Here is a 13864-nt window from a genome sequence, read left to right as displayed (position 1 = left end):
TCGCTGCGCGAGCCGGGAAGGGGGACGCCGCCCGTGCGGCGGGGCGGCCCTTGCACGGCGGCCCTGGCCTGGGGGCGCCCAGTGCAAGCGCTGTGCCTGGTGCATGGGCCTTCCCCATGCACCTCTTTGAACGCTGAGGATGAACCATGCGCCTTCTTTTGGTCGAAGACGACATCATGGTGGCCAGCGGCATCAAGCTGGGGCTGACAGAGGCGGGTTATGCCGTCGATTGGGTGGGCAGCGGCGAGCGGGCCGAAGAGGTGCTGCAGCGCGAGACTTTCGATGTGGCGGTGGTCGATATCGGGCTTCCAGGCATGGATGGGCTGGAGCTGACGCGGCGCATGCGCCGCCCGGACATGGCCAGCAGGGACATGCCGGTGCTCATCCTCACGGCGCGCGACGCCTTGCACGACCGGGTACAGGGGCTGGACCTGGGGGCCGACGACTACATGGTCAAGCCCTTTGAGCTGCCCGAGTTGCTGGCGCGGCTGCGGGCGCTGCTGCGCCGCTCGCAGGCGGCCAATTCGGCCGTGCTCAACTTTGGTCCGCTGGAGCTGGATACAGCCAACCGCTGGGTGGGCATCCGCTTGCAGCCCGATGCGCCACTGCAGCCCATCGAGCTGGGGCCGCGTGAGTGGACGGTGCTGGAGTACCTGATGGTTCACGCTCCCAAGCCCGCCAGCAAGGACAAGCTCTTGCAGGCACTCACCGGCTGGGACAAGGAAATCACCCCCAATGCGGTCGAGGTGTATGTCTCGCGCCTGCGCGGCAAGCTCGAACCGCATGGCGTGGCGCTGCGATCCATCCGGGGCTTTGGCTACCGGCTGGAACTGCAAGCTTCTTGAGCCGCGGACGGCAAGTTTGGCCATGCTGCGCCGACGCCTGCAGGGCATGACCTCCGATCTGCGCAACCGGCTGTTGCTGCTGCTGTTGCTGCCGCTGTGCACTCTGGCGCTGCTGGGGGTGTGGATGGACTACCGTTCGGCCGACGAGGCCGCCATGCGGCACGATCAGCGCCTGTTGCGCTTGCTGCCGGCGCTGGCCGATTCGGTGCTGGCACCGGGGGTGGGTGAGTCGCAGCCCGTGGTGTGGCTGATGGCGCCCCCGATCGAAGACTTTCTGCGCAGCAACGCTTCCTATACCGGCTACAGCGTGCGCGACCTCTCTGGCAATTTGCTGCTGGGCGATGACTGGGTGCGCACCACCGTGCCTGAAACCGGCGAGCCGGAGTTCCACAGCGTCGAGGAGGGTGGCGTGACCTACCGCGTGGCGGTGCAACGCGGACGCACGGGGGCGGGGGAGCTGGTGGTGGCATTGGCCGACGGCACGGACCCACGCCAGCAATGGGCGCAGCAACTGCTGCTGCGCGTGCTCCTGCCCAACCTGCTGCTGGTGGCGGCCGCAGGGCTGGCCATCCACTGGGCGGTGGGCCGGGCGTTCAAGCCCCTGGTGGATCTGGCCGATGCGGTGGAGCGGCGTTCTCCGCGCGACCTCAGTCCCATCGACGAGGCGGCGTCACCCGCCGAGGTACGGCCTCTGGTGCATTCGCTCAACCGGCTGTTCAACCTGGTCAACGCCCAGGCCGACAGCCAGCGCCGATTCGTGGCCGATGCCGCACACCAGTTGCGCACGCCGCTGGCGGGCTTGCAGGCGCAGGTGGAAGCCTGGGCCTTGCTGGCCCGCTCGGCCGCCAAGGCGCCTGCAAATGCTCGGTTGGTAGATAAAAAAGTGCTCCCAGGGCAGGTGGGGCAAGCGCAAGGTGCTATTACTTTGAAAGCGTCCGAGATCGAGAAGCTGCGCGATGCCACGCGCCGTACCTCGCAACTGGCGCACCAGTTGCTGGCCCTGTCCCGGGCAGATGCACGCAGTATGAACGCCCAGCCCATGCAGCGCGTGGATCTCAAGGATCTGTGTGAAAGCATGCTGGAGCTGTACCTCGACGCCGCAACCGGCAAGGGCATCGACCTGGGCCTGGATGCGCAGCCGGTGCATGTGTCCGGCCACGACTGGTTGTTGCGCGAGCTGCTGTCCAACCTGGTGGACAACGCCATCAAATACACCCCGGCCGCAGGCTCGGTGACCATTCGCTGCGCCACACTGACCGACCTGGCGGGAAGGCCTGCGGCTTTTCTGCAGGTGGAAGACGACGGGCCTGGCGTACCCCAGCAGGAGGTATCCCATGTGCTGCAGCGCTTTTACCGCGTTCCGGGGACCGGGGGCGAGGGCTCGGGCCTGGGGCTGCCCATTGCCGAGGAGATTGCACGCACCCACGGCAGCTCTCTGGTGCTGGAGCCGGGAGCGGGAGGCAAGGGCCTGCGCGTGACCCTGGTGTTCGCTGCGGTCGCGAGGGGGAGTGTGCCGACATGAGCGTGCGAGAATGCCCCGACGTGTTTTTCCCACACCGCCATGAACAGCCCTGACCCCACGCCCGCTGGCCTTGATCCCACTGACTCTGCGGCGCGTGAGGCGGAGCCTCGGCGCAGACCACGGCCCGGCGAGCGGCGTGAGCAAATCCTGCAGGCACTGGCCGCCATGCTGGAGCAACCGGGCGCGGAGCGCATCACCACCGCCGCGCTGGCCGCCCGCCTGGACGTGAGCGAAGCGGCGCTGTATCGCCATTTCGCCAGCAAGGCGCAGATGTTTGAAGCACTCATCGACTACATCGAGGACGCGGTGTTGACGCGCGTGGTGCAGATCGTGGGGCGCGAGGGCGATGCCCCCGCGACCGCATCGGCCGATGGCCCCCAGCAGGCCGCGCGCGTGGTGGCCCTGCTGTTGCAGTTTGGCGAGCGCAACCCTGGTCTGGCCCGGGTGATGGTGGGCGATGCCCTGGTGCTGGAGCATGAGCGCCTGCAGGCCCGCATGAACCAGTTCTTTGATCGCATCGAGTCCCACCTGCGCCAGTGCCTGCGGCCTGCCGCCGGGCAGGCGGGATCGGCCACGCCTACGGTGGATGCGCAGGTGGCCGCCAGTGTCTGGGTGGCCTTTGCGCTGGGGCGGCTGCAGCGCTTTGTGCGCACGGGGCAGCGCCGCCTGCCGACCGAGCATTTGCAGGAGAGTCTGGCCCGATTGCTGTGAGCGCGGCGGGTGGCAGGCTTGCCACGTTCGGTTGGAGAAGCCTCTCTATTTTTCGGGGGGGGATAGGCGCTGGTAAGAAATTGCTGCAGAATAGAACGATCGTTCGTTTTTATCTGAAGCATGCCTGCCACCGAATCCACCAGTGCCAAACCCCGCGCGACACGTACGCGTTCGGGCGGTGCGCGCGCGCTGCAGAAGGGCCAGCAGACCAAGCAAGCCATCATCGAGGCCGCGCTGGGCCTGGCCACCCACATCGGGCTCGAAGGCCTGTCCATCGGTGCATTGGCCGACGTGATGGGCATGAGCAAGTCCGGCGTGTTCGCCCATTTTGGTTCGCGCGAAGAGCTGCAGGTTTCGGTGATCCGCGAATATCACCACTGCTTCGAGCAGGAAGTGTTCTACCCCGCCATGTCGGCGCCGCGCGGCGTGCAGCGCCTGCGCGCGCTGTTCGACAACTGGATGAAGCGCACTTCCATCGAAATCGACTCGGGCTGCATCTACATCAGCGGTGCCATCGAGTTCGATGACCGTACCGGGCCCGTGCGCGATGCGCTCGCGCATTCGGTGCTGACCTGGCACGCGGCCATGAAGCGTGCCATCACCCAGGCCAAGGATCTGGGACAGATCCGCAGCGATGTGGTCGAAGACCAGATGCTGTTCGAGGTCCATGGCCTGATTTTGGCGCTGCACTACGAGGCGCGCTTCCTCAAGAACCCCGGCTCGATCGCCCGTGCGCTCACCGGTTTCGACAACATCCTGGCCCGCTTCAGCGCAGCTGCGCCTGCGGCGGTGCCTTCCCCTGTTTCTCACCCAACCTCCAAGGAGTAGCCCCATGCCCTCTTACACGCCGCCTCTGCGCGACATGCAGTTCGTGATCCACGAAGTGTTCAACGTCGTGGACGAGCTCAAGCAGATCCCCAAGCACGCGGACATTGACGCCGACACCATCAATGCGGTGCTGGAAGAAGGCGGCAAGTTTGCGGCCGAGGTGACTTTCCCGCTCAACGCATCGGGCGACGCCGAAGGCTGCACCCTGGACAACACCACCCACGCCGTGACCACGCCCAAGGGTTTCAAGGAAGCCTACGCGCAGTATGTCGAGGGTGGCTGGGCGGCACTGGGTTGCGATCCGGAATACGGCGGCCAGGGCCTGCCCTTCGTGGTCAACACGCTGTTCTACGAAATGCTCAACAGCGCCAACCAGGCCTGGACCATGTACCCCGGCCTGACGCACGGCGCCTACGCCGCGCTGGAAGCGCACGGCACGCCCGAGCAGAAGGCCACCTACCTGCCCAAGATGACCAGCGGCGAGTGGACCGGCACCATGTGCCTGACCGAACCCCACTGCGGCACCGACCTGGGCCTGATGCGCACCAAGGCCGAACCCCAGGCCGACGGCACCTACAAGATCACCGGCAACAAGATCTTCATCAGCGCTGGTGAGCATGACATGGCCGAGAACATCATCCACCTGGTGCTGGCCCGCCTCCCCGATGCGCCTCCCGGCATCAAGGGCATCAGCCTGTTCATCGTGCCCAAGTTCCATGTGAACAAGGACGGCTCCGTCGGCGAGCGCAACGGCATCTACTGCTCCGGTCTGGAGCACAAGATGGGCATCAAGGCCAGCGCCACCTGCCAGATGACGCTCGAAGGCGCCGTGGGCACCATGGTCGGCCAGCCCAACAAGGGCATGCAGGGCATGTTCGTGATGATGAACGCCGCCCGCCTGGGCGTGGGCAACCAGTCCCTGGGCCTGACCGAAGTCGCCTACCAGAACGCACTGGCCTACGCCAAGGACCGCATCCAGATGCGCTCGCTGACCGGCCCCAAGGCCAAGGACCAGCCTGCCGACCCCATCATCGTGCACCCCGACGTGCGCAAGATGTTGCTCACGGCCAAGGCCTACGCCGAAGGTGGCCGTGCACTGGAAGCCTTCTGCGCCATGCTGCTGGAGAAGGAGCACCACCACCCCGACGAGAAGGTGCGCAAGGACAGCGGTGACCTGCTCGCGCTGCTCACCCCCATCGCCAAGGCCTTCCTGACGGACAACGGCCACATCGCCACCAACGCCTGCATGCAGGTTTTCGGCGGCCATGGCTTCATCAAGGAATGGGGCATGGAGCAGTATGTGCGCGACAACCGCATCAACATGATCTACGAAGGCACCAACACCATCCAGTCGCTGGACCTGCTGGGCCGCAAGGTGCTGTCGAACAACGGCGCCACGCTGCGCAAGTTCGGCAAGCTGGTGGCACAACTGGTGGCCGAAGAGGGCGTGAACGAAAAGATGGCCGAGTTCGTCAATCCCATCGCCTACCTGGGTGACCAGATGACCAAGTTCACCACCGAGATCGGCTTCAAGGGCTTCCAGAACCCCGACGAAGTGGGCGCCGCCGCCGTGGACTACCTGCGCGTCGCCGGTCACCTGGTGTTCGGTTACTTTTTCGCACGCATGGCCCAGGTCGCGTTGCGCAAAATTGCCGAAGGCAACCAGGATCCGTTCTACCAGGCCAAGCTGCAGACGGCGCGCTTCTACTTCGCCAAGCTCTTCCCCGAGACGGCGACGGCCATGCGCACCGCCCGCACTGGCAGCAAGGTGCTGATGGATACCGACCTGGCACTGGCCTGAAATCGATACATAAACCTAAGGAGACGCCCATGAATAAAGCGATAGCAGCTATCATTTTTGTAGTAACTTCCGCCCCTTCATGGGCGCAGATGACGCCCGAAGGCCTCTGGCGCAACGTGGATGACAAGACCGGCGAGGCCAAGGCCGAGATCCGCATCCAGGCCAATGGTGCGGGTGTGCTGAATGGCACCATCGAAAAGCGCCTGACCAAGGACGCCAAGCCCGAGGACGTGTGCAAGGAATGCGATGACGATCGCAAGGACAAGCCGCTCCTGGGCCTGGAGATCATCCGTGGCGCCAAGAAGGCCGAGGGCAAGGACGTGTGGGAAGGCGGCAAGATTCTCGACCCCGAGAACGGCCGCAACTACACGTTGCGCCTTACGCCCACCGAGGGCGGCAAGAAGCTCGAAGTGCGTGGCTCCTTTGGGCCGTTTGGCCGCACGCAGACCTGGACCCGGGTGCAGTAAGGGCACAGGCCTGGCCTGCGCAGAGCGCGGTCGGGCCATCAACAAGGAACGAAAACCATGTCCCGATTTCAAGTGAAGAAAGTCGCCGTGCTCGGCGCTGGCGTGATGGGTGCGCAGATTGCTGCGCACCTGGTCAACGTCAAGGTGCCGGTGGTGCTGTTCGACCTGCCGGCCAAGGAAGGCCCGAAGAACGGCATCGTCACCAAGGCGATCGACAACCTCAAGAAGCTCAAGCCCGCACCGCTGGGTGTGGCGGACGACGCCGCATTGATCGGTCAGGCCAACTACGAAGAGCATCTGGAGCAACTGCGCGACTGCGACCTCATCATCGAGGCCATTGCCGAGCGCATGGACTGGAAGCTGGACCTGTACAAGAAGATCGCTCCCTTCATTGGCGCACAGACCATCGTCGCGTCCAATACCTCGGGCCTGTCGATCACCAAGCTCTCCGAGGCCCTGCCCGACGCCATCAAGCCGCGTTTTTGCGGCATCCACTTCTTCAACCCGCCGCGCTACATGGCGCTGGTGGAACTGATCAACACCCCCACGACCGAAGCGCGCTACCTCGACGCGCTCGAGGCCTTTGTCACCAGCACGCTGGGCAAGGGCGTGGTGCGTGCCAAGGATTCGCCCAACTTCATCGCCAACCGCGTGGGCATCGCCGGCATGCTGGCCACCATGAAGGAGGTCGAGAACTTCGGCCTGACCTACGACGTGGTCGATGACCTCACCGGCAAGAAGCTGGGCCGCGCATCGAGCGGCACCTTCCGCACCGCCGATGTGGTGGGCCTGGACACCATGGCCCACGTCATCAAGACATTGCAGGACACGCTTTCGGCCGAGACCGACCCCTTCTACGCCAGCTTCGCCACGCCTGAAGTGCTCAAGACCCTGCTGGAAATGGGCAACCTGGGCCAGAAGACCAAGGCCGGCTTCTTCAAGAAGGTGGGCCGCGATGTGCTGCGCTTCGATCTGGCGAGCAAGGACTATGTGCCCGCAGGCCAGAAGGCCGACGAGGTCTATGCCCGCATGCTCAAGAAGCCCGCAGCCGAGCGCCTGAAGCTCCTGCGCAACGCCGAAGGCGCGCAAGGCCAGTTCCTGTGGGCCATTCTGCGCAACAGCTTCCACTACGCTGCTGTGCACCTGGCTTCGATTGCCGACAACGCCCGCGATGTGGACTTCTGCATGCGCTGGGGCTTTGGCATGAAGCAGGGCCCCTTCGAGCTGTGGCAAGAAGCAGGCTGGCTGGAAGTCGCCAAGATGGTCCAGGAGGACATCGACGCTGGCAAGGCACTGTGCAAGGCGCCCCTGCCCGAGTGGGTGTTCAAGGGCCCCGTGGCCGAGCGCGGCGGTGTGCACCAGCCCGAGGGCTCGTTCAACCCCACCACCGGCCAGTTCGTGGCCCCGCGCAGCCTGCCCGTGTATGCGCGCCAGCACTTCCCCGAGAGCGTGCTGGGCGCCAACGCACCCAGCGCCAAGACGGCGGGCACCACGCTGTTCGAGGACGAATCCATCCGCCTGTGGACGCTGGACGAGGCGGTGCTCATCGCCTCCATCAAGACCAAGATGCACGCCATTGGCGGCGGCGTGATCGAGGGCCTGCTCAAGGCCCAGGCCATGGCCGAGGAAAGCTACCAGGGCCTGGTGGTCTGGTCGCCGGACGAGATGTTCTCTGCCGGTGCCGACCTGCAGTCCATGCTGCCCGCCTTCATGATGGGCGGCTCCAAGGCCGTGGAAGGCGCCGAGGCCGAGCTGCAGAAGGCCATGCTGGCGCTGCGCTACTCCAACGTGCCCGTGGTGTCTGCCATCCGCGGCATCGCCCTGGGCGGCGGTTGCGAGCTGGCCATCTATTCCAGCAAACGCGTGGCGGCCATGGAAAGCTACATCGGCCTGGTCGAAGTGGGTGTGGGCCTGGTGCCCGGCGCGGGCGGCCTGACCTACATCGCCCGCCGTGCCGCCGAGAACATGGCCTTGTCCACCTCCAAGGACGTGCTGCCCTTCCTGACCGAAGGCTTCACCGCCGCGGCCATGGCCAAGGTGGGCACCAGTGCGCTGGAGTCGCGCAAGCTCGGCTACCTGCTGGAGAGCGACGTGGTTGTGGCGCACAAGGACGAGCTGCTGTTCGTTGCCATCAACGAAGCCAAGGCCATGTTTGCCAGCGGCTACCGTGCACCGCACAAGCGCCTGTTCCCCGTGGCCGGTCGCAGCGGCATTGCCACCATCAAGGCGCAGCTGGTCAACATGCGTGACGGCGGCTTCATCAGCGCGCACGACTTCCACATTGCCAGCCTGATCGCGGGTGTGGTGTGTGGCGGCGAGGTCGAGGCCGGTACCCTGGTGAACGAGGAATACCTCATGGCGCTGGAGCGCAAGGCCTTCTGCAGCCTGCTCGACCACCCCAAGACCCAGGAACGCATCATGGGCATGCTGTCCACCGGCAAACCGGTTCGCAACTGACATGAGCGCTGCAGCCACCCCTTCCACCGCGCGGCCCAACCGGCTGGCCCGCACCATGGGCCAGCTCGACCGGGTGCCCGCCGCAGTGCGGCCCTGGGCGCGCAACCTGGTGCTGCGCCGCGCCGTGCCCTTCACCGGCACGGCAGGCCTGCAGTACCTTGAGCTGACGCCCCAGCGCGTGGAAGTGGCCGTGGCCAACCAGCGCCGGGTGCAGAACCACATCCACGGCGTGCACGCCGCCGCCATGACGCTGCTGGCAGAGACGGCCACCGGCATGGTGGTGGGCATGAACGTGCGCGACGACTGCCTGCCCCTGGCCAAGGAGCTGCGCGTGGCCTTCAAGCGGCGTGCCCAGGGCGCCCTGCGCGCAGTGGCCACGCTCACCGATGAGCAGCGCACGCTCATGCAGCAAAGCGACAAAGGCGAAGTCACCGTGGCCGTGCAGGTGAGCGACGAATCCGGCGCGCAGCCCATCGAGTGCGAATTCATCTGGGCCTGGGTGCCCGCCAGCAAGAGCAAAACCAGTGCCCCGGCGGCCCCTGCCGCCACACCCCAAAGGTAAGGATCCCATCATGAAACAAGTCCAAGACGCCTACATCGTTGCCGCCACGCGCACGCCCATCGGGCGTTCGGGCCGCGGCTATTTCCGCAACACCCGTCCTGACGAGCTGCTGGTCGCCGCCATCAAGAGCGCCATGCTGCAAGTCCCCACGCTGGACCCCAAGGCGATCGAAGACGCCATCATCGGCTGCTCCTTCCCCGAAGGCGAGCAGGGCATGAACATGGCACGTATCGCCACCGGCCTGGCCTTCAGCCACCCGGTGGGCGGCGTCACCGTCAACCGTTTCTGTGCTTCGGGCGTCACGGCCATCCAGATGGCCGCCGACCGCATCCGCGTGGGCGAGGCCGACGTGATGATCGCCGGTGGTGCCGAGTCCATGAGCATGGTGCCCATGGGTGGTGGCAAGCCCTCGTTCAATCCCGAGGTGTTCGCCAAGGACGAGAACGTCGGCATTGCCTACGGCATGGGCCTGACGGCCGAGAAGGTGGCCCAGCAGTGGAAGGTGACCCGCGAGATGCAGGACGCCTTCGCGCTGGAGTCGCACATGCGCGCCATCAAGGCGCAGCAGGCGGGCGAATTCACCGACGAAATCACCCCCATCGAAGTGCTGGAGCGCGTGCCCAACCTGGCCACCGGGGAAGTCATCACCAAGACCCGCACCGTGAACCTGGACGAAGGCCCCCGCCCCGACACCTCGCTCGAAGGCCTGGCCAAGCTGCGGCCCGTGTTCGCCGCGCGCGGCAGCGTGACGGCCGGCAACAGCTCGCAGACCAGTGACGGCGCAGGTGCGCTGATCCTGGCCAGCGAGAAGGCCGTGAAACAGTTCGGCCTCACGCCGCTGGCGCGCTTCGTGAGCTACGCCGCACGCGGCGTGCCGCCCGAAATCATGGGTATCGGCCCCATCGAGGCCATTCCCGCCGCGCTGCGCTACGCCGGCCTCAAGAGCGAGGACATCGGCTGGTACGAGCTGAACGAAGCCTTTGCCGCCCAGTCGCTTGCCGTGGTCAACACCCTGGGCCTGGACCCCGCCAAGGTCAACCCCATGGGCGGCGCCATCGCCCTGGGCCACCCGCTGGGCGCCACCGGCGCCATCCGCGCCGCCACCGTGGTGCACGCACTGCGCCGCCACAAGCTGAAGTACGGCATGGTGACCATGTGCGTGGGCACGGGCCAAGGCGCCGCAGGAATCTTTGAAGCGCTGTAACTGGCTACTGCGCGGGCGTCATGCGTCGTTGGGCGGTGCTTGCAATCCTCACGTACTAGGTAAGTACGTTCCGGTTGCTGTGCTCCGTCCGCCTAGCCTGACACCCGCTCGCTACGCCCTTGAGGGCGGGGTGTAAGCCCTTTCTTGAGGGCGGAGTGTTCTGAAACTCAAGCTGGCGCAGATCGGCATGATTGACAGGAGACAAGCATGACCAAGCAGACCTTGCGGGTCGATGAAGGCGTCAGCGTGGCGCTGTGCGTGTTCGAGCCCGAGGGCGCGGCCCGCGCCAGCGTGGTCATCGGCGGGGCCATGGGGGTGCGGCAGGACTACTACGCCTCCTTCGCCCAGTGGCTGGCGCAGCAGGGCTTTCGCGTCACCACCTTCGATTACCGGGGCCATGGCGATTCGCTCGTGGGCCCCCTGCGCGAGGTGCGCGCCGACCTGTTCGACTGGGCGCGCGACTACGAGGCCGTGATTGCGGCGGCCCGCGCGGCGCTGCCTGAACAACCTTTGTACCTGCTGGGCCACAGCCTGGGTGCGCAACTGCCCGGCCTGCTGCGCAACCCTGGCCAGGTGGATGGCCTGCTCAGCGTGGCTGCGGGCAGCGGCTACTGGCGCGACAACGCCCCGCGCCTCAAGCGCATGGTGCCGTACTTCTGGTGGGTGCTGGTGCCGCTGGCCACGCGCCTGTGCGGCTACTTCCCTGGCCGCAAGCTGCGCAAGGTGGGCGACCTGCCTGCCGGCGTGATCCTGCAATGGCGCCGCTGGTGCCTGAACCCCACCTACAGCGTGGGCGCCGAGGGCCCCGAGGTGGCACAGCGCTATGGCGCAGTGCGCTTTCCGGTGCTGGCGCTGTCGATGAGCGACGACGAACTGATGACGCTGCGCGGCACGCAGGCCCTGGTAAATCTCTACAGCAACGCGCCCACGCGCGTCGAGCGCATCGCACCGCAGGACGTGAAGGCGCTGCGCATCGGGCATTTCGGGTTTTTCCGCGAGCAGTTCCGCCAAAGCCTGTGGCCGCGTGCGGTGGCCGACCTGGCGGCGCTGGCCCGCCCGGCGGCGCAGTCACCGGCATGACGGTGGGACGGCGCATTTCACGGCACACTCGGCACCATGACGACACCCCATTCCTTTGACCAGGCCCTGGTGCTCGACACCTTGGCCGAGGGCCACTACCGGGGCCAGACACACCCAGCCTACTGGAACATGGTCGGGCCCTTTGGCGGCATCACCGCGGCCACGGCGCTGCGCGCCATCCTGCTGCATCCCCGCTTGTTGGGTGAGCCCCTGTCGCTCACGGTCAACTACGCCGGGGCGCCCACCACTGGGCCGTTCACGGTCGATGCGACTCCGGTGCGCACCAACCGTTCGACCCAGCACTGGAACGTGTCCATCGTGCAGACCGGTGCCGACGGCGAGCCCGTGGTCACCACCACGGCCACGGCGGTCACGGCGGCGCGCCGCGACACCTGGAGCCTGGCCGACATGCCCATGCCCGAGGTGCCCCGGCCCGACACGCTGCAGCCCGTGCCGCCGGTGCCGGGCGTCGAATGGTTCAACCGCTACGACCTGCGGCCCGTGGCCGGTGCCTTGCCCCGGCAGTGGAACGGCCAGGGCGACAGCAGCCTCACGCAGCTGTGGATGCGCAACACGCCCGAGCGTGTGCTTGACTTCTGTGGGCTGGCGGCGCTGGCCGACGTGTTCTTTCCGCGCGTATGGCTGCGCCGCGCCGTGCATGTGCCCGCAGGCACCGTGTCCATCACCGTGTACTTCCATGCCAGCGCGCCGCAGTTGCAGGCCACGGGCACGGGCTATGTGCTGGGCCAGGCGCGCGCGCAGGAGTTTCGCAACGGCTTTTTCGACCAGACCGCCCAGCTGTGGAACGAGGCGGGCACCATGCTCGCCACCAGCCACCAGATCGTCTATTACAAAGAATGAGGGCCAGCGCGCCCTCGCAAGGATTTCCCATGAGCGAACCGCAGAACGACATCCTCGTGCACGCCGATGCAGGCGTCATGACCCTGACCTTCCACCGCGTGGACAAGAAGAACTCCATCACCCGCGCCATGTACGCGGCGCTGGCCGATGCGCTGGAAGCCGCTGCGCAGGACGCCAGCGTGCGCGTGGTGGTGCTGCAGGGCGACCCCACGGTCTTCAGCGCGGGCAACGACATTGGCGACTTTCTGCAGCAGCCGCCGTCCTCGCAGGATTCGCCGGTGTTCCGCTTCCTGCGCGCCATCGCCAGCTTCCCCAAGCCGGTGATCGCCGCCGTCTGCGGCCCGGCTGTGGGCATCGGTACGACCATGCTGTTCCACTGTGACCTGGTCTATGCGGGGGACAACGCAGCCTTCTCCATGCCCTTCGTGAACCTGGGCCTGTGCCCCGAGGCTGCGTCCAGCCTGCTGGCGCCGCAGTTGCTGGGCTACCACCGTGCCGCAGAGGCACTGCTGCTGGGCGAGCCCTTCATGGCCGAGGCAGCGCTGGAGGTCGGGCTGGTCAACCGCGTGGTGCCGCCCACCGAATGCAACGCCGTGGCGCAAGCGCAGGCGCGCAAGCTCGCGGGCAAACCACTGTCTTCGCTGGTCGAGACCAAACGCCTGATGAAGCTGGGCCAGACTGCCCCCGTGCTCGAACGCATGGCCATCGAGGGGGACAGCTTCGGGCGCATGCTGGGCGAACCCGCTGCCCGTGAAGCCTTCACCGCGTTCATGCAGAAGCGCAAGCCAGACTTCAGCCAGTGCTGAAGCAGTCATTCAAGGAAAATTGGCCGTTTGCGCCCGCCAATCAAGCGTAAGCAGCTATTAAAATAATAGCAATTGCAGCACCGGGCACAAGCCAATACCTCCATGACCAAATCCACCGCCACCCCGCCGCCGTTCGAGCCCGAGTTCATCGCCGGGCTCAAGACGATCTTCGAGGAACGCATCGTGTTCAATCAGGTGCTGGGGCTCAAGATTGTCCGCATGGAGGCCGAGCGCGTGGCGGGGCGCATCGAGATGAAGCCCGAGCTGATCGGGCACTTCGCGCACAACCGCATCCACGGGGGTGTCATCAGCGCCGGGCTCGACGCCATGGGCGGCCTGGCGGTGATGGCCGCCATCGGCGCGCGCCACATGGACGAAGAACCCCTGCAGCGCCTGCACCGCTTTGCCAAGCTGGGCACCATCGATTTGCGCATCGACTACCTGCGCCCTGGCATCGGCACGCACTTTGAGCTGCGCGCCGAAGTGCTGCGCCTGGGCTCGCGCGTGGCCACCACGCGCATGGAGTTTCTGGGCGCCGACGGCAAACTGCTGTCTTCGGGCGCAGCGGCGTACATCGTGTCCTGACCCCGCCACAACTGTATGGGGCTGCAAGCGTTGCAAGCGCATGCAACGCCTGAACCACCTGGTTACCGATCTTGCGCAATGCGCGGTGTTTTACCAGTGCGTGGCTCCTAGGATGGACTTTTGTCCCAAGGAGAA

13 protein-coding genes are annotated in these 13864 nt (G+C 66.1%); all 13 read left to right on the top strand.

Annotation, left to right across the window (positions count from 1 at the left end; genetic code table 11):
- The first annotated feature begins 146 nt into the window (after window positions 1–146).
- The 13 genes from GWK50_RS16480 to GWK50_RS16420 all read left to right on the top strand — a co-directional run bounded on the left by GWK50_RS16480 (window position 147) and on the right by GWK50_RS16420 (window position 13729).
- Window positions 147–845: a response regulator transcription factor gene (locus tag GWK50_RS16480; protein ID WP_162017436.1), complete on the top strand. Its 699-nt coding sequence runs from the start codon at window positions 147–149 to the stop codon at window positions 843–845.
- 46 nt (window positions 846–891) lie between these two features.
- Window positions 892–2367, top strand: coding sequence for a sensor histidine kinase (locus tag GWK50_RS16475; protein WP_162018155.1), 1476 nt, complete (start codon window positions 892–894; stop codon window positions 2365–2367).
- Window positions 2368–2406: 39 nt separating this feature from the next.
- Window positions 2407–3078 carry a nucleoid occlusion factor SlmA gene (gene slmA / locus GWK50_RS16470; RefSeq protein ID WP_162017435.1) on the top strand — a complete coding sequence of 224 codons (672 nt, stop codon included), beginning with the start codon at window positions 2407–2409 and terminating at the stop codon, window positions 3076–3078.
- A gap of 120 nt (window positions 3079–3198) precedes the next feature.
- Window positions 3199–3906 (top strand): TetR/AcrR family transcriptional regulator, encoded by a 708-nt coding sequence (locus tag GWK50_RS16465; protein ID WP_162017434.1) that lies wholly within the window; start codon window positions 3199–3201, stop codon window positions 3904–3906.
- A gap of 4 nt (window positions 3907–3910) precedes the next feature.
- The gene (locus tag GWK50_RS16460) at window positions 3911–5707 is read left to right on the top strand and encodes an acyl-CoA dehydrogenase C-terminal domain-containing protein (RefSeq protein ID WP_162017433.1); all 1797 of its coding nucleotides are present in this window, start codon (window positions 3911–3913) and stop codon (window positions 5705–5707) included.
- 29 nt (window positions 5708–5736) lie between these two features.
- On the top strand, window positions 5737–6174 hold the full coding sequence (locus tag GWK50_RS16455; protein ID WP_162017432.1) for a DUF2147 domain-containing protein: 438 nt from the start codon (window positions 5737–5739) through the stop codon (window positions 6172–6174).
- 57 nt (window positions 6175–6231) lie between these two features.
- Complete coding sequence (locus GWK50_RS16450) at window positions 6232–8631, top strand: 3-hydroxyacyl-CoA dehydrogenase/enoyl-CoA hydratase family protein (protein WP_162017431.1); 2400 nt, start codon at window positions 6232–6234, stop codon at window positions 8629–8631.
- Between the two features lies 1 nt (window position 8632).
- Window positions 8633–9193, top strand: coding sequence for a DUF4442 domain-containing protein (locus GWK50_RS16445; RefSeq protein ID WP_162017430.1), 561 nt, complete (start codon window positions 8633–8635; stop codon window positions 9191–9193).
- Between the two features lie 10 nt (window positions 9194–9203).
- Window positions 9204–10397: an acetyl-CoA C-acyltransferase gene (locus GWK50_RS16440; RefSeq protein ID WP_162017429.1), complete on the top strand. Its 1194-nt coding sequence runs from the start codon at window positions 9204–9206 to the stop codon at window positions 10395–10397.
- A gap of 207 nt (window positions 10398–10604) precedes the next feature.
- Window positions 10605–11477 carry an alpha/beta fold hydrolase gene (locus GWK50_RS16435; protein WP_162017428.1) on the top strand — a complete coding sequence of 291 codons (873 nt, stop codon included), beginning with the start codon at window positions 10605–10607 and terminating at the stop codon, window positions 11475–11477.
- 36 nt (window positions 11478–11513) lie between these two features.
- Window positions 11514–12338 carry a thioesterase family protein gene (locus tag GWK50_RS16430; protein ID WP_162017427.1) on the top strand — a complete coding sequence of 275 codons (825 nt, stop codon included), beginning with the start codon at window positions 11514–11516 and terminating at the stop codon, window positions 12336–12338.
- A gap of 29 nt (window positions 12339–12367) precedes the next feature.
- Window positions 12368–13144, top strand: a complete 777-nt coding sequence (locus GWK50_RS16425; protein WP_162017426.1) for an enoyl-CoA hydratase — start codon at window positions 12368–12370, stop codon at window positions 13142–13144.
- 102 nt (window positions 13145–13246) lie between these two features.
- Window positions 13247–13729: a thioesterase family protein gene (locus tag GWK50_RS16420; RefSeq protein ID WP_162017425.1), complete on the top strand. Its 483-nt coding sequence runs from the start codon at window positions 13247–13249 to the stop codon at window positions 13727–13729.
- Window positions 13730–13864 lie beyond the last annotated feature (135 nt).

The sequence above is a fragment of the Acidovorax sp. 210-6 genome, from assembly GCF_010020825.1.
GTDB classification, from domain to species: domain Bacteria; phylum Pseudomonadota; class Gammaproteobacteria; order Burkholderiales; family Burkholderiaceae_C; genus Simplicispira; species Simplicispira sedimenti.
The sequence above is the reverse complement of the archived record's forward strand: the minus strand, read 5'-3'. Positions and strand labels throughout refer to the sequence as shown.